Raw genomic sequence first — 15,255 nt, forward strand, 5'->3', positions numbered from 1 at the left:
CCTGAGTCCGTCGGTTGCCCGATCCCCTGTGCAGCCGCCGTTCCGGGCCCGACCGCAGGACGCCTACGGCGGGAGTATTGGGCAAGCAGCAAGTCAGGGGGCCAGGTTGCGCGCCCCACTCGACGAGACGGCGATATTCAGGGCATGGTGTCCCACGCCGGGCGGGGCGCGACTTGCTCCTTGCGGTCATCGGGACTCCTCCCTGTACCGCGCGTCGATCCTGCCCGATTCGGGGTCAAGCAAGTCCCAATGGACTTGCTTCTTGCCCAATACTCCCGCCGGAGGCGAACACGCCCGTCGCCCGCGCCCGCCGTGCCAAGCCGGGACGCGGCAGCGCTGTCCGCAGTGGCTCGATGCCCCAAGGACGGCATCCCTTTCGGAAAAACCACCGAATCCGGGGCCTCAGGCCTTGAAACCCTTGACGAAAGGCCCACATCGCCCGAAACCCGCCGCGACGCAACCAGCGCACCAGAACGCCAAGCCACGACGAGGAACGCCCCCGCATGTCCCTAGCCCTGATCGCAGCCCTGCCCTTCCTGGGCGCGCTGCTGCCCGGCCTGATGATCCGCGCGGGCCGCGACGCCTGCGCCGCCATGACCGGATCGGTCACGCTGCTTGCGCTTGTCCTGCTGGGCCTGCATGCCCCGGCCGTCCTGTCGGGCGAAGTTGTGCAGACCCGCATCGAATGGCTGCCCGCACTGGGCCTGAACGCGACATTCTTCCTGGACGGGCTGGGCCTTCTTTTCGCCGGGCTGATCCTCGGGATCGGCCTTCTCATCATCCTCTACGCCCGCTTCTACCTGGCGAAGTCCGACCCGATGGGGCAATTCTACACCTATCTCATGCTCTTCCAGGGCGCGATGGTGGGGATCGTCCTCTCGGACAACATCCTGCTGCTGCTGATCTTCTGGGAGCTGACCTCGCTCTCCTCCTTCCTGCTGATCGGCTACTGGAAGCACCTGCCCGAAGGCCGCCAGGGTGCGCGGATGGCGCTGGCCGTCACCGGCGGCGGGGGGCTGGCGATGATCGCCGGCATGCTGATCCTCGGCAATATCGCGGGCAGCTATGATCTGACGGTGATCCTCCAGCACAAGGACGCGATCCAAGCCTCGGACTGGTATCTGCCCGCGCTGATCCTGATCCTTCTCGGTGCCTTCACCAAGTCGGCGCAGTTCCCCTTCCACTTCTGGCTGCCCCATGCCATGGCCGCGCCGACCCCGGTCTCGGCCTATCTGCACTCGGCGACCATGGTGAAGGCGGGTCTGTTCCTCATGGCGCGGATGTGGCCGGTGCTGGCCGGCACGCCGGAATGGTTCTGGATCGTCTCGACGGCGGGCCTTGTCACCATGGTCATGGCCGCCAAGATCGCCTTCTTCAAGGACGACCTGAAGGCCCTCCTTGCCTTCTCGACCGTCAGTCACCTCGGCCTCATCACCATGCTCCTCGGCTTCGGGACGAAGGCCGCAGCGACCGTCGCCGTCTTCCACATCATCAATCACGCCACCTTCAAGGCCGCGCTCTTCATGACGGCCGGGATCGTGGATCACGAGGCGCATACCCGCGACCTGAAGCGCCTCGGAGGCTTGCGCACGCTGATGCCGATCACCTTCGGCATCGCCCTGCTGGCGAGCCTCTCCATGGCCGGCATCCCGCCGCTGAACGGGTTCCTCTCCAAGGAACTGATGCTTGAGGAAGCCGCCCACACCACCTGGATCACCCCCTGGGCGATGGGCGTCCTGGCCACGATCGGCGCACTGTTCTCGGTCGCCTATTCCTTCCGCTTCCTCGCCCACGGCTTCCTTGGCCCGGTGCGCAGCGACTATCCACACAAGCCCCACGACCCCGGCCCCGGCCTCTGGGGCGCGCCTGCTGCCCTGGCCCTGCTGGTCGTCGTCATCGGCCTCTTTCCCATGGCCTCGGTCGCCTGGCTTGTGAACGCGGCTGCCTCTGCCGTCACCGGCGAGGCTGTCGCAGTGAAGATCTATCACTGGCACGGGCTGGAAGCCGTGGCATTGTGGATGTCGATCGCGGCCGTCGGTGGTGGCCTTGCCATGCTTGGAGCCTATCCTCGACTTCGGGCGACCTGGGACGCCGCCCCCCGTCCCGAGGCGAAGCACATCTTCGACGGCATCATCGGGTCACTCGCCGCGACCGCCCGTGCAAGCAACGATGCGCTGCACAACAGTTCTCTCTCCCGCGCCATCGCCGTTGCGGTCCTGGCCATCGCCGGGGCTGCGGCCTTGGCGTTCTCGGGCGGGATGCACCTGCCCGGATCGCGCGATCTGATGCCCGTTCCGCCACTGGTCGCAGTGATCTGGGCCGTGATGCTGCTGGCGGCCGTCGCCGTGCCCTTCCTGCACCGCGAGCGGGTGGTGGCCCTGATCCTGGTCGGGGTCGTGGGTCTGCTGATCGCACCGTTCTTCGTGCTGATGTCGGCCCCGGACCTGGCGCTGACCCAGCTGTCGGTCGAGGTGGTGACGATCCTTCTGATGCTGCTCGCACTGAACTTCCTGCCAAAGACCACGCCCGTCGAAAGCCCAGCGTCCCGGCGTCTGTTCGATGCCGGCATCGCGGGCATCGCGGGCACCGGCATCGGCTGGCTTGCCTGGGAAATGATGACACGCACCGCCGCGTTCGAGCCGATCTCGCATTTCCATCTGGCCCAGTCGAAACCTGGCGCGGGCGGCACCAACGTGGTCAACACCATCCTCGTGGACTTCCGCGGCTACGATACCTTCGGAGAGATCATCGTGCTGGGCATTGCGGCGCTGGCAATCTATGCGCTGTCGGAAAACCTGCTGCGCAGCCCAGCCGTCACCCGGCGCCTGGGCCTGATGCGCCCCGAACGAGAGGCCGGCGACCGCCATCCGATGATGCTGGTCGTCTCGACCCGCCTCCTGCTGCCCATGGCGATGATGGTCGGCGTCTACATCTACCTGCGTGGCCACAACATGCCAGGCGGCGGTTTTGTCTCGGGCCTTGTCTTCGCCATCGCTTATCTGATGCAGTACATGGCGTCGGGCTATGGCTGGAGCCATGCGCGCCAGCGTTACGATCACCATGTGCTGATCGGCTGGGGCGTGCTGATCGCAACGCTCTCGGGTGCAGGGGCATGGCTTTTCGGACTGCCCTTCCTGACCTCGGGCTTCGAGTATGTCCACCTCTGGCCGCTGGAGGAATTCGAACTGGCCACAGCAGCGATCTTCGACCTTGGCGTGTTCCTCTGCGTCCTGGGTGCGGTTCTGCTGGCGCTGGCTTCGCTGTCGCGGCTGGCGTTGCGCGCGGGCGAGGTGGTGAACACCCGTGCCTATGACATCGAAAACCCCGGGGAGGCCCGCTGATGGAAGCCCTTGTCGCAATCGCCATCGGAGTGCTGACGGCTGTCGGTCTGTACCTGACGCTGCGCCTGCGCACCTTTCCGGTGATCCTGGGCCTGACCATGCTGAGCTATGCGGTGAACATCTTCCTGTTCACCTCGGGTCGGCTGACGCAGAACCGGGCACCGATCATCGGCACAGGCGAAACCTATGCCGATCCCCTGCCGCAGGCGCTGGTGCTGACCGCCATCGTCATCTCGTTCGGGATGACGGCCGTCATCATGATCATGGCCATCGGCGGTTTTCTCGAATCCGGCCATGACCGTGTGAACATGGCGGAAGGCAACGACGAAGCGGCGGAGGATCGGGCATGATGGGTCACTGGATCATCGCCCCAGTCGTCCTGCCCGCATTCATCGCCGGCCTGATGGTCGTAGCCATGCGCAACGACCTGCTGCTCAAGCGCGTCGCGGGCGTGACCTCGATCGTGCTTCTGAACGCCATCGCACTGGCGCTTCTCTGGTCGGCCTCGACCCACGGGCCGCAGGTCTATTTCCTGGGCGACTGGCCCGCGCCCTTCGGGATCGTGCTGGTGCTTGACAGGCTTTCCGCGATGATGGTGATGCTGCTGGCCGCGCTGGCCCTGCCGGTGGTGCTTTACGCCATCGGCTCGGGCTGGGACGCGAAGGGCGCGCATTTCCATCCGCTCCTGCAGTTCCTCCTGATGGGGATCGGCGGGGCCTTTCTGACCGGCGACGCCTTCAACCTGTTCGTCTTCTTCGAGATCCTGCTCATTGCCTCCTACGGGCTGATGATCCATGGCGGCGGGTCCGAACGCACCCGGGCCGGCATCCAGTATGTCGCCTTCAACCTTATCGGCTCGTCGCTGTTCCTGTTTGCGCTGGCCCTGACCTACAGCGTCACAGGCACGCTGAACATCGCCGACCTGGCTGCCAAGCTGCCCAGCCTGCCCGAAGGCGACGCGGCCCTGCTGCGGGTGACGGCGGTCCTTCTGATCCTCGTCTTCGCGATCAAGGGCGCGCTGGTGCCCTTGCAGTTCTGGCTGCCAGGCACCTATGCCAATGCGCCCGGGGTCGTCGCCGCCATGTTCGCGGTGATGACCAAGGTCGGCGCCTATGCCACGCTGCGCTTCGGCGCGATGGTCTTTCCGCCTGACCTGCCCGCGACCGGGATGCTGCTGCACGCTCTGATCCTGCCGGCGGGCCTTGTCACCCTTGTGGTCGGCGCCGTGGGGGTTCTCGGTGCAACCACGCTGCCGCGCCTCGTGGCCTTCGGCGGCATCGCCTCGATGGGCACAGCCTTCACCGCCATCGGTGCCTTCACCCCGGCCACGACCAGCGCGGCGCTTTACTACATCCTGCATTCCACGCTTGCGACCGCAGCGATGTTCCTGGTAGCCGACCTCGTGACCCGCCGACGCACTCATGCCCGGCTGAACGAGACCGCGCCCCCCATCGCGCAATCCGGCCTGATTTCGGCGCTTTTCATGGCCGCCGCGATTGCCATGGCCGGGATGCCGCCGCTTTCGGGCTTTCTCGGCAAGCTGCTGATCCTGGACGCCTTCCGCGGACAAGAGGCGCTGGTCTGGACAGTGGTGCTGGTCTCCTCGTTCCTGATGATCCTGGGCTATGCCCGCGCAGGCTCCACCCTCTTCTGGAAGGCGAGCGCGCTTGAGGCACAGCCGGAAGAGCCGCGCGCCGAAGGCCTGGCCTACACCGCTACGATCACGCTGCTGGTGGGCCTGGCCGCGCTGACCGTGCTTGCCGGGCCCGTCACCGGTTGGCTCGACGAAACGACCGGCAACCTCTATGCGCCGCAAGGCTACATCGCCGCTGCGCGGCTGGGCCAAGGGGGTTAAGCCATGCTGAAACGCCTGTTCCCGCACCCCTACCTGTCGCTCACGCTGATTGCACTGTGGTTCATGCTGGTGAACCAGTGGAAGCTGGGAAGTCTGGTGATGGCGATCATCCTGGCCACGATCCTGCCGCTGATGACCTCGGCCTGGTGGCCTGACCGTGCACGGGTCCGGCATCCTTTGCGACTGCTGGGCTATACCGCTCTGGTCTTCTGGGACATCATCGTAGCCAATTTTCAGGTCGCCTATGTCATCCTCTTCATACCGCGCGACAAGGTGCAGTCGCGCTGGCTGACCGTGCCGCTCGACCTGAAATCGCCCGAGGCAATCAGCCTTCTTGCCGGCACCATCACCATGACGCCCGGCACGCTGTCCTCGGACATGTCGGCCTGCGGCCGGGCACTTCTGGTGCATGCGCTGCACGCCCCCGACCCCGACGCCGTCCGAGACCAGATCAAGTCCCGCTACGAGGCCCGTCTGAAAAGGATTTTCGAATGATCCTCGGTTACGCCCTGACCTTCATGTTCGCCTGCATCGCGCTGGCCTTCGTGCTGAACATCTGGCGGCTCTTCACCGCGCCCACCCTGACCGACCGGATCGTGACGCTGGACACCATGGCGATCAACGCCCTCGCCCTCGTGGTCCTCTACGGGATCCGCGCCGGGACCGGGCTTTATCTGGAGGTCTCGGTCCTTCTGGCGCTAACCGGCTTCCTCGGCACCGTCGCCTACTGCAAGTTCCTCCTGCGGGGGAGCATCATCGAATGACCCCGCTCCTGCAAACCGCCATCGAACTGGTCATCGCCGCGGGCCTCGTCGGCGGCGGCTTCTTCGCGCTGGTCGGCTCCTGGGGCCTGATCCGCCTGCCCCGCCCGATGCAGCGCCTGCATGCACCGACCAAGGCCACCACGATCGGCGTGGGCGCGGCGCTTCTCGCCTCCTCGATCGGCGACCTGCCGCAGGGCGGCACGATCAGCATCCAGGAATGGCTCATCACCCTTTTTCTCCTGCTGACCGCCCCGATCTCGGCCCTGTTCCTCGCCAAGACCCTGATCCTGCGCGGCGAGGCCGACCCCGACATCCCCGACAGCGGCACCGGCCAACCCTGGGCGACCCTGGGGCAGGAACGCCCCGACCCGTAGTTTTTTGACCATCCGGTCAGAAATCAACCGGCCCGGCCCTTGCCACTCAAGGGCTTCGCATGCCATCGTCCGCAAAATGCCCTTTGCGCCGCCTTGCGCCTCCCTCCCCCCTCCGTGGGGGAGGGATGGGGTGGGGGGGCACCGCGGGCACTGCGATGGATCCAGAGACGATGACAACCCTCTCCACCACGGCGACCGGCCTCCTGCCCCAGGTGACCCATCCCCGCAATCCGGGCATGGCGCTCGACCTCGACTGGGTGGCCTCGGTCCAGGCCAACACCTCGGCCATCGAACGCCGCGCCGCCACGCTGCCCGGCCGGCGCTCGGTGAAGAAGGAATACCAGGCCGCCTGGCTTCTGAAGGCGATCAGCCTGATCGACCTGACTACGCTTTCCGGCGACGACACCGCCGGCCGCGTCCAGCGCCTTTGCGCCAAGGCCCGCCAGCCGGTGGCGCCCTGGATGCTGGAGCGTCTGGGAATGCCCGGCCTGACGGTCGGCGCGGTCTGCGTCTATCACGAGATGGTGGAAACCGCCGTCCGCGCGCTGGAAGGCACCAACATCCCCGTCGCCGCCGTCTCGACCGGCTTTCCGGCGGGCCTCTCGCCCTACCGCTTGCGCATCGCCGAGATCGGCGAGAGCGTGAAGGCGGGCGCGAGGGAAATCGACATCGTCATCTCACGCCGGCACGTCCTGACCCAGAACTGGCAGGCGCTTTACGACGAGATGCGCGACATGCGCGAGGCCTGCGGCGATGCCCATGTCAAGGCCATCCTCGCCACCGGAGAGCTCGGCACGCTGCGCAACGTCGCCCGCGCGAGCCTCGTCTGCATGATGGGCGGGGCCGATTTCATCAAGACCTCGACCGGGAAAGAGGCCGTCAACGCCACCCTGCCCGTCTCGCTGACCATGATCCGGGCCATCCGCGACTACGAGGCGCGGACCGGCTACAAGGTCGGCTACAAGCCGGCGGGCGGGATCGCCAAGGCCAAGGACGCGCTGGTCTATCTCACGCTGATGAAGGACGAACTCGGCCATCCCTGGCTGCAACCCGACCTCTTCCGCTTCGGGGCCTCCAGCCTTCTGGGCGACATCGAGCGCCAGCTCGAACACCACCTCACCGGCCACTACTCCGCCGCCAACCGCCACGCGATGGGCTGACATGCCCACCCCGCACGCCGCCCGACACCTCGCGCCTCCCTCCCCACAACGTGGGGGAGGGATGGGGTGGGGCGCGCGCTGCCAGCCATCCTGAGGACCCCATGACCATCAAGGAAATCTTCGACAGCATGGCCTACGGCCCCGCCCCCGAGTCCGCCGCCGAGGCGCTGGCCTGGATCGCCGGCCACGAGGGCCGGTTCGGCCATTACATCGACGGCGCCTTCACCGTGCCGGGCGAGACCTTCACAACCAACAACCCCGCCACCGGCAAGCCCCTCGCCCAGGTCACCCAAGGCACCGCCGAGGACGTGGCGAAAGCCGTCGCCGCCGCCCGCCGGGCGCAGCCGAAATGGGCCGCCCTCCCCGCCTTCCGCCGCGCGGAATACCTCTACGCCCTCGCCCGCCTCGTCCAGAAACACTCCCGCCTCTTCGCCACGCTGGAAACCCTCGACAACGGCAAGCCGATCCGCGAAAGCCGCGACATCGACATCCCCCTCGTCGCCCGCCATTTCTCCTACCACGCCGGTCTTGCCCAACTCCTCCCCTCCGAACACCCCGACCTGCGGCCCCTCGGCGTCTGCGGCGCGGTGATCCCCTGGAACTTCCCGCTACTGATGCTCGCCTGGAAGGTCGCCCCCGCACTCGCCGCCGGCAACACCATCGTCCTCAAACCCGCCGAATACACCCCCCTCACCGCCCTCCTCTTCGCCGAGATCAGCCGCGAGGCGGGCCTGCCCAAGGGCGTCCTCAACATCGTCACCGGCGACGGCACCACCGGCGCGGCCCTCGTCGATGCCCCGGTGGACAAGATCGCCTTCACCGGCTCCACCTCTGTCGGCAAACGCATTCGCGAGGCCACCGCCGGCACCGGCAAGGCCCTCACCCTCGAACTCGGCGGCAAATCCCCCTATATCGTCTTCGACGACGCCGACCTCGACTCGGCCGTCGAGGGCCTCGTGGACGCCATCTGGTTCAACCAGGGCCAGGTCTGCTGCGCGGGCTCCCGCCTCCTCGTCCAGGAAGGCGTCGCCCCCCGCTTCCACGACAAGCTGAAACGCCGTATGGACGGTCTGCGCATCGGCGATCCCCTCGACAAGTGCATCGACATCGGCGCGGTGGTCGATCCGGTGCAGCTCGACACCATCACCCGACTCGTGCGCGACAACCCCGAGGGCGAGCACTACGTCGCCGCCACGCCCCTGCCTGCGCAGGGCTGCTTCTATCCGCCGACCCTCATCACCGGCCTCGGCACCGCCTCGCCGCTGATGCAGGAGGAAATCTTCGGCCCCGTCCTCGTCTCGATGACCTTCCGCACGCCCGAGGAAGCCGTGGCGCTGGCCAACAACACCCGCTACGGCCTTGCCGCCACCGTGTGGACGGAAAACATCAATCTCGCCCTCGACGTGGCCCCCAAACTTAAAGCCGGGGTCGTCTGGATCAACGCCACCAACCTCTTCGACGCGGCCGCAGGTTTCGGCGGGGTGCGCGAGTCGGGCTTCGGCCGGGAAGGCGGGTGGGAGGGGCTGATGGCCTATCTGAAACCCGCCCGGAAACCCGCCGCGTTGAAGCCTGCCGCCCCAATTCCTGCACCGGCGGAACCCGTGGTCGATCCGCTCGACCGCACGGCGAAACTCTACATCGGCGGCAAACAGGCCCGCCCGGACTCCGGCTACTCGCAGCCCGTCTACGGCCCCAGGGGCAAACTCCTTGGCCACGTCGGCATCGGCAACCGCAAGGACATCAGGAACGCGGTCGAGGCCGCCCACGCCGCGAAAGGCTGGGCGAAGACAACGGCCTACAACCGCGCCCAGGTCCTTTACTTCATTGCCGAGAACCTCTCTGCAAGGCACGCCGAATTCGCCGCCCGCCTGCGCGATCAGACCGGCCGGCCCGGCGAGGCCGAGGTGGATGCCTCCATCCAGCGCCTGTTCACCTATGCCGCCTGGGCCGACAAATACGACGGTGCGGCAAAGTCGGTGCCGATCCGCGGCATTGCCCTTGCGATGAACGAACCCGTCGGCGTGATCGGCGCCCTCCTCCCCGACGAAGCCCCCCTCCTCGGCCTCGTCTCGGTCATGGCCCCCGCCATCGCGATGGGCAACACGGTGGTCCTCGTCCCCGGCCAACACCCCCTGTCGGCCACCGACTTCTACCAGGTGCTCGACACTTCGGACGTGCCGGGCGGGGTGGTGAACATCGTCACCGGCCCGGCCGAGGATCTGGCGCGGACGCTTGCCGGCCATCTTGACGTGGATGCGGTCTGGAGCTTCTCCTCCCACCCCCTCTCCGCCCTCATCGAGCGCGAGGCCGCCGGCAACCTCAAACGCACCTGGGTCAACCACGGCCGCGCGCGGAACTGGACGGGAGCAGAGGGCGAAGGCCGGGCGTTCCTGTCCCAGGCGACGGAGGTCAAGACGGTCTGGGTTCCGTATGGGGAGTGAGGGCGACACCATCATCGCTATCGTAGGGTGCTGTCGCACGCCCTGCGATCCGTTCACTCCTGCTTGCGACATAACGTGACAGGCAAGTTGTTCGCAAGGTTGCGGTTCACGGCCTCTGCTGGGGCATCGTTAGCCTTCCGAAACAACTCAATCACGTGGCAGTTTTTTTGGCTTTCCTGGCGTTCATCTTGGCTGCCGTCTGGTTGGATCAGCTTTGGCCAACAGCCGGGAAAGAAGCCCTCAGATCCCGGGCAAAGCGTCGCAAGTCGCCGTAGGGTGCGCTACAGCGCACCGCACCGGCGAATCAGACGCGATTCGCCTCCCAAGGTTAACGCCCCACCCGCCCCCCAGCCCCACCCGCCCGCAAACCATCGGGACAGATGCTCGACACATGCCAGAGGGATGGCAGACCGTTAACCTCCCGGAAATCCCCCGGATTAACCCAGCGTTCCCAACCGCTTACCGGAGTTCCTTGCGGCCCCCGTCAGGCCCGCCCCGCCGCCGCACTCAGGGTCAAGGGATCAATCCCCATCCCCCGCAGCGCCGCCGACCACTTGGCCCCGTCATCCGCCGCGAAGACCAGCCCCTCCGCCGCGGGGCAGGTCAGCCAGTCGTTCCGGGCGATCTCTGCCTCCAGCTGACCCGGTCCCCAGCCGGAATAGCCCAGCGCCAGAAGCGCCTTGCCCGGCCCCCGGCCCTGCGCCAGTGCCTGCAGGATATCGAGCGTTGCGGTCATGCCATAGCCGCCCGGCACCGAAAGCGTCGCAGGGCCCGGCTCCCAGTCGGGCGTGTGCAGGACGAACCCCCGCCCGCGCTCGACCGGACCGCCCAGGTGCACGCGGATGTCACGGCCATCCGGGGCCATGGGAATCTGCAGATGCTCGAGAAGGCCCGCAAATGTCAGGTCTTGCAGGGGCTTGTTCACGATCAGCCCCATCGACCCCTCTGCCGAATGGGCACAGATCAGGATCACGCTGCGATCAAAGCGCGGGTCGGCCATGCCCGGCATGGCAATCAGGATCTGTCCCGCAAGGTCCATTTGTTCACCCATGTTCTCAACATGGACCCGGCGGGCCGGGGGCTCAAGCCCCCGATGCAGGGAAACCACGCTCACGCCCTGTCGCCGCAAAGTGATTTCCATGCCCCGATCCAGCGCTTATCTTCGCGCCATGACCCGACTTTGCCTTGCCCTCGTCCTGGCGCTGACCACCGCCCCCGCCCTTGCCACGACGCAGGAGGATGTACTTTCGGCCCGGCTGCGCACCGGCTGGCAGATGGAGGGCGGACGGCACATGGCGGCGCTGGATCTGTCCATGGCGCCGGGGTGGAAGACCTACTGGCGCAGCCCGGGGGATGCAGGCATCCCGCCGGCATTCGACTGGTCGGGTTCGCGGAACGTGCGGTCGGTACGCATTCACTGGCCCGCGCCTAGCGTGTTCGAACTGAACGGGATGCAGACCATCGGCTACCACAAGCAGCTGATCCTGCCGCTCGAAGTGACGCCCATCGATCCGGCGCAGCCGGTCAGCCTGGCGGTCAAGGTCGATCTAGGCGTCTGCGACAAGATCTGCCTGCCGGCAACATTCGCGCTGCAGTCCGATCTGACTGCGCCGGGGGCGCCCGACCCGGGGATCACGGCAGCGCTGGCGAACCGGGCAGCCACCGCCGGTGAGGCAGGCGTGACCCATGTCGGCTGCACCATCGACCCGATTGCCGACGGATTGCGCCTCACGGCACGGCTGCGCCTGCCCGATCCGGGCGTGCCCGAGGTGGTGGCCTTCGAAACGGCAGATCCCGAGGTCTGGGTGGCCGAGGCCACCACCACCCGCCAGGGGCACGACCTTGTGGCGGTCACGGAACTGGTTCCGCCGCAGGGCGCTCCTTTCGCGCTGGATCGGTCCGGCGTGACCGTGACGATCCTTGCCGCCGGCAAGGCTGTCGAGATCAGCGGCTGCCCCGCCCCCTGACCTGAACCGGCGCACGCATCTGCGCCAGGGCCAGCCCCGCCGCGACAAGCCACACCAGCAGCGCCGCCGCCAGGAAAAGGCCTACCGCGACAGGGCCGGCCGGCATCTGGGCAAGACCGGGGGCAAGCGCGATCAGCCATCCCGGCAGCGCACCGGTCAGCGCGACCCATAGCGGCAGGGCCAGTGCCAACAGCCCCATTACCCCCGCGGCCACGCCGAAGGTGGGACGGAGGCCACCCGCCCGCAGCGCCCGGCGCAAGGCGGCGAAGGCGCGGGAAATATCGGCCTGCGCCGCCATCAGCGCGGGCACCACCACAAGAACCAGGATCATCCCGAAGCCCAGCCCGAAGACCAGCGTGACGACCGTGGGCTTCAGGAACTCGGCCTGCGAGCTGCGCTCGTACAGCAGCGGCATCAGACCTAACACCGTTGTTGCCGTGGTCAGCAGAACCGGGCGGAAGCGGTCGGCCACCCCGTCAATGATTGCAGCGCGAAGGGTGCGGGTCCGGGCATACTGGTCGATGGTGCTGATCAGCACGATGGAATCATTGATGATGATCCCGGCCATCCCGATCAGCCCGACGATCGAGAACATCGACAGAGGCATCCCCCAGACCCAATGGCCGAAGATCGCGCCGACCAGGCCGAAGGGGATGACCGACATCACCACCAGGGGCCGCGTCCAGTGCGCAAAAATCCAGGCCAAGGTCAGGTAGATGCCCACAAGGCACAGCACCAGCCCGAGCGCCGCACCGCTAAGAAACGCGCGCTCGTCGCGGGCCTGGCCCGAAAGCTCCCAGGTCAGGCCGTAGTCCTCGGCGATGCGAGGCAGGATTTCCTCGCGCAGCGCGCGTTGAACCTCGGTGGCGCGCGCCGGATCGTCCTCGGCCAGGCTGCCCGAGACCGTGACGGTGCGCAGGCCGTTCTCGCGCCGGACGGTCGAGAACCCGGCCTGGCGTTCGACGCTGACCACATCGGCCAACGGCACATAGACACCCGGACCGGTGCGGATCAGGTTGCGATCCAGGAAATCCGCCGTCAGTTCGCTTTCGGGCAGTTCCACCCGGATCGAAGCCTGACGCGGCCCCTCGGGGAAGGTTGCAGCCTCGATCCCGCCCAGACTGTTGCGCAGATGGCGGGCAAGCGCGGCGGTATCCAGACCCAGGCTTTCACCCTGGGGGGTCAGGGTCAGGATCAGCTCTTCCTTGTCGTAGGCCAGCGTGTCCTCAAGCCCTGAAACCTCTGGGTAGGGTGCAAGAGCGGCCTTTAGCGCCTCGGCCGCCGCCTTCAGCGTCTCGGCTTCGCCTCCGTAAAGATCAACCGACAGCGAGGCACCGCCGGGGCCGAAGAAGGCGTTGCGGAAGCTCAGTTCCTCCAGCAGCGGATGCGGCACAACCTCCTCCTGAAGCGCATTCAGGAAGGTCGAGGTCGGATAGGGCCGCAGGTCGGGGCTGATCAGCTCCATCGAGATCGAGCCCAGAAGGTCAGGCGACTTCGTTTCGGCCGAGGCCAGGCTGCGACCGATCGCACCGCCCACCTCGGCAAGCACGAAGGTTGCCGGGTTCATCCCGTATTCCGCCTCGAACCGCGCGGTGACCGCATCCGCCGCGCGCTGCAATTCGCGCATCATCGCCAGCGTATCGTCGCGCGTGGCGCCCGGCAGCATGGCGAAGGATCCGGTGACCGAGGCCTGTTCCGGCGGGGCGAAAAAGCGGAACTGCACCTCGCCGCGCAGAAACAGCGCTGCCTGCACGGCCAGGGCCAGCATCGCCGCCGCCAGCACCGGATAGCGCGCCAGAATGACAAGGCGCGTCGCAGGGCGCACGACCCGGACCCCGAACCACGCCATGCCGCGGTTCACCTGGCGCGAGGGCCAGTCATACCAGCGGTCCTGGCCGATGTGCGTCAGAGAATGCTTCAGGTGGTTCGGCAGGATCAGGAAGCACTCGATCAGCGAGGCGATCAGGACGATGCTGACCGTGATCGGAATCGCCATGATCATCTCGCCGAAGCGGCCGCCCACGGCCAGAAGGCCAAGGAAGGCGATGATCGTGGTCAGGGACGAGGCTATGACCGGCGCCGCCATCCAGCGGGCGGCATTCTCGGCCGCCATCGCCGGTGGCTCGCCCAGTCTGCGCACACGGAAATCGGCATGTTCGCCCACCACGATGGCATCATCGATGACGATACCCAGCATGATGATCAACGCGAACAGCGAGATCATGTTCAACGTCAGCCCCATGACATGCATGCCGGCCAGCGCCGCAATCATCGCCACCGGGATGCCGGCTGCCACCCAGAAGGCGATGCGCGCGTTCAGGAACAGAAACAGAAGTATCAGTACCAGCGCCAGTCCGGTCAGACCGTTGTCGATCAAGAGCAGCAACCGGTCGCTGATCTGCTCGGCGCGGGTTCGGACCAGTTCCACCGTGACCCCCGGCGGCAGACCAAGCTGCATCTCCTGGGCGACCTCGGCAACGACGGCCTGCATGCGGATCGCATCGCCGTCGCTGGCCCGGTCCACCCGGATCGTCATGGCCGGGTTCTCGCCCACGAAGGCCGCACGCCCCGAATTGGCGGCATTGCTTCGCACCGAGGCCACGTCTCCGACGGTCAGCGTTGCCCCGTCGGCAGACGAACGCAGCACGATGGCCGAAATCTCGGCCACGCTGCGCCGCTCGGTTCCCGTACGCAGCCGCGCGGCCTCGCCCAGCTCTCCAGCCGGGGTCTGCGCGGTGGTCGCGCCGATCGCCGCGGCGATGTCGGCCATGGTCAGATCGTGCTGCATGAGCGTGGCCGACGCGACCTCGACCACGATCTCTGCCGCGGCAAGGCCCGAGATCGTCGCCCGGGTGATGCCCTCCGCGAAAAGCCGTGCGGTGAATTCGTCGGCAAAGCGGGCAAGCTGATCGACGCCGACCGGGCCCGAGATCAGCACATCCGTCACCCGGTCGCGCCAGGCTGACGAGGCGACAATCGGTTCGTCTGCTCCGTCCGGCAAGGTCGTGACGCTGTCGACGGCGGATTGCACCTCTTCCTCGGCGCGGGTCAGGCTGTAGTTCGGCTCGAACTCCAGCGTGACGACCGCCCGCCCCTCGCTGGCCCGGGACCTGACTGAGGCCACGCCGTCCAGCGTCTGCAGCGCGGGCTCCAGAACCTGAACGATGGCGCGGTCCACATCCTCGGCACCTGCACCGTCCCAGGGAACGGTCACGCTGACCTCGTTCACCACCACGTCCGGGAAATACTGCGCCCGCATCGTCACGGCCGAAGCCAAGCCCGCGACCAGCATCAGCACCATAAGCAGGTTGGCGATGGTGCGGTGGCGGGTGAAATAGCCGATCAGGTCCATC

General features: G+C 67.0%; 11 protein-coding genes. 9 read left to right on the plus strand and 2 right to left on the minus strand.

Features of this window, described 5'->3' with window-relative positions:
- Nucleotides 1-503: 503 nt before the first annotated feature.
- From EZM81_RS07450 to EZM81_RS07485, 8 genes are all read left to right on the plus strand, one after another.
- A complete protein-coding gene (locus EZM81_RS07450; RefSeq protein ID WP_136645305.1) occupies nt 504-3,341 on the plus strand; it encodes a monovalent cation/H+ antiporter subunit A in 2,838 nt (945 codons plus the stop codon).
- On the plus strand, nt 3,341-3,691 hold the full coding sequence (locus EZM81_RS07455) for a Na+/H+ antiporter subunit C (RefSeq protein WP_135449839.1): 351 nt from the start codon (nt 3,341-3,343) through the stop codon (nt 3,689-3,691). Before EZM81_RS07450 ends, EZM81_RS07455 begins: the two co-directional genes overlap by 1 nt.
- Entirely contained in the window at nt 3,691-5,196 is a 1,506-nt protein-coding gene (locus tag EZM81_RS07460; RefSeq protein WP_136645372.1) for a monovalent cation/H+ antiporter subunit D, read from the plus strand. Before EZM81_RS07455 ends, EZM81_RS07460 begins: the two co-directional genes overlap by 1 nt.
- A gap of 3 nt (nt 5,197-5,199) precedes the next feature.
- Nucleotides 5,200-5,691 (plus strand): Na+/H+ antiporter subunit E, encoded by a 492-nt coding sequence (locus tag EZM81_RS07465; RefSeq protein ID WP_136645306.1) that lies wholly within the window; start codon nt 5,200-5,202, stop codon nt 5,689-5,691.
- Nucleotides 5,688-5,960, plus strand: coding sequence for a K+/H+ antiporter subunit F (locus tag EZM81_RS07470; RefSeq protein WP_200833899.1), 273 nt, complete (start codon nt 5,688-5,690; stop codon nt 5,958-5,960). The genes EZM81_RS07465 and EZM81_RS07470 overlap by 4 nt, the downstream gene beginning before the upstream one ends.
- On the plus strand, nt 5,957-6,334 hold the full coding sequence (locus EZM81_RS07475; protein ID WP_136645307.1) for a monovalent cation/H(+) antiporter subunit G: 378 nt from the start codon (nt 5,957-5,959) through the stop codon (nt 6,332-6,334). The genes EZM81_RS07470 and EZM81_RS07475 overlap by 4 nt, the downstream gene beginning before the upstream one ends.
- 170 nt (nt 6,335-6,504) lie before the next feature.
- On the plus strand, nt 6,505-7,494 hold the full coding sequence (deoC, locus tag EZM81_RS07480; protein ID WP_136645308.1) for a deoxyribose-phosphate aldolase: 990 nt from the start codon (nt 6,505-6,507) through the stop codon (nt 7,492-7,494).
- A gap of 101 nt (nt 7,495-7,595) precedes the next feature.
- Complete coding sequence (locus tag EZM81_RS07485; protein WP_136645309.1) at nt 7,596-9,935, plus strand: aldehyde dehydrogenase family protein; 2,340 nt, start codon at nt 7,596-7,598, stop codon at nt 9,933-9,935.
- Nucleotides 9,936-10,419: 484 nt separating this feature from the next.
- Here EZM81_RS07485 and EZM81_RS07490 read toward each other — a convergent pair whose 3' ends face one another.
- Nucleotides 10,420-10,974 (minus strand): YqgE/AlgH family protein, encoded by a 555-nt coding sequence (locus tag EZM81_RS07490; protein ID WP_135449877.1) that lies wholly within the window; start codon nt 10,972-10,974, stop codon nt 10,420-10,422.
- A 130-nt stretch (nt 10,975-11,104) separates the two neighbouring features.
- On the opposite strand from EZM81_RS07490, the gene EZM81_RS07495 reads away from it, so the two are divergent.
- Nucleotides 11,105-11,902 carry a protein-disulfide reductase DsbD domain-containing protein gene (locus tag EZM81_RS07495; RefSeq protein WP_136645310.1) on the plus strand — a complete coding sequence of 266 codons (798 nt, stop codon included), beginning with the start codon at nt 11,105-11,107 and terminating at the stop codon, nt 11,900-11,902.
- On the opposite strand, the gene EZM81_RS07500 is transcribed toward EZM81_RS07495, so the two are convergent.
- Complete coding sequence (locus EZM81_RS07500) at nt 11,880-15,254, minus strand: efflux RND transporter permease subunit (protein ID WP_136645373.1); 3,375 nt, start codon at nt 15,252-15,254, stop codon at nt 11,880-11,882. The genes EZM81_RS07495 and EZM81_RS07500 overlap by 23 nt on opposite strands.
- Nucleotide 15,255: the final 1 nt, after the last annotated feature.

The organism is Tabrizicola sp. YIM 78059, from assembly GCF_004959785.1.
GTDB classification, from domain to species: domain Bacteria; phylum Pseudomonadota; class Alphaproteobacteria; order Rhodobacterales; family Rhodobacteraceae; genus Tabrizicola; species Tabrizicola caldifontis.

What these genes read in the sequence shown, in the direction of transcription:
- EZM81_RS07450 (WP_136645305.1), top strand. Translation starts at nt 504, where the DNA reads ATGTCCCTAGCCCTGATCGCAGCCCTGCCCTTCCTGGGCGCGCTGCTG.
- EZM81_RS07455 (WP_135449839.1), top strand. Translation starts at nt 3,341, where the DNA reads ATGGAAGCCCTTGTCGCAATCGCCATCGGAGTGCTGACGGCTGTCGGT.
- EZM81_RS07460 (WP_136645372.1), top strand. Translation starts at nt 3,691, where the DNA reads ATGGGTCACTGGATCATCGCCCCAGTCGTCCTGCCCGCATTCATCGCC.
- EZM81_RS07465 (WP_136645306.1), top strand. Translation starts at nt 5,200, where the DNA reads ATGCTGAAACGCCTGTTCCCGCACCCCTACCTGTCGCTCACGCTGATT.
- EZM81_RS07470 (WP_200833899.1), top strand. Translation starts at nt 5,688, where the DNA reads ATGATCCTCGGTTACGCCCTGACCTTCATGTTCGCCTGCATCGCGCTG.
- EZM81_RS07475 (WP_136645307.1), top strand. Translation starts at nt 5,957, where the DNA reads ATGACCCCGCTCCTGCAAACCGCCATCGAACTGGTCATCGCCGCGGGC.
- deoC (WP_136645308.1), top strand. Translation starts at nt 6,505, where the DNA reads ATGACAACCCTCTCCACCACGGCGACCGGCCTCCTGCCCCAGGTGACC.
- EZM81_RS07485 (WP_136645309.1), top strand. Translation starts at nt 7,596, where the DNA reads ATGACCATCAAGGAAATCTTCGACAGCATGGCCTACGGCCCCGCCCCC.
- EZM81_RS07490 (WP_135449877.1), bottom strand. Translation starts at nt 10,974, where the DNA reads ATGGACCTTGCGGGACAGATCCTGATTGCCATGCCGGGCATGGCCGAC.
- EZM81_RS07495 (WP_136645310.1), top strand. Translation starts at nt 11,105, where the DNA reads ATGACCCGACTTTGCCTTGCCCTCGTCCTGGCGCTGACCACCGCCCCC.
- EZM81_RS07500 (WP_136645373.1), bottom strand. Translation starts at nt 15,254, where the DNA reads ATGGACCTGATCGGCTATTTCACCCGCCACCGCACCATCGCCAACCTG.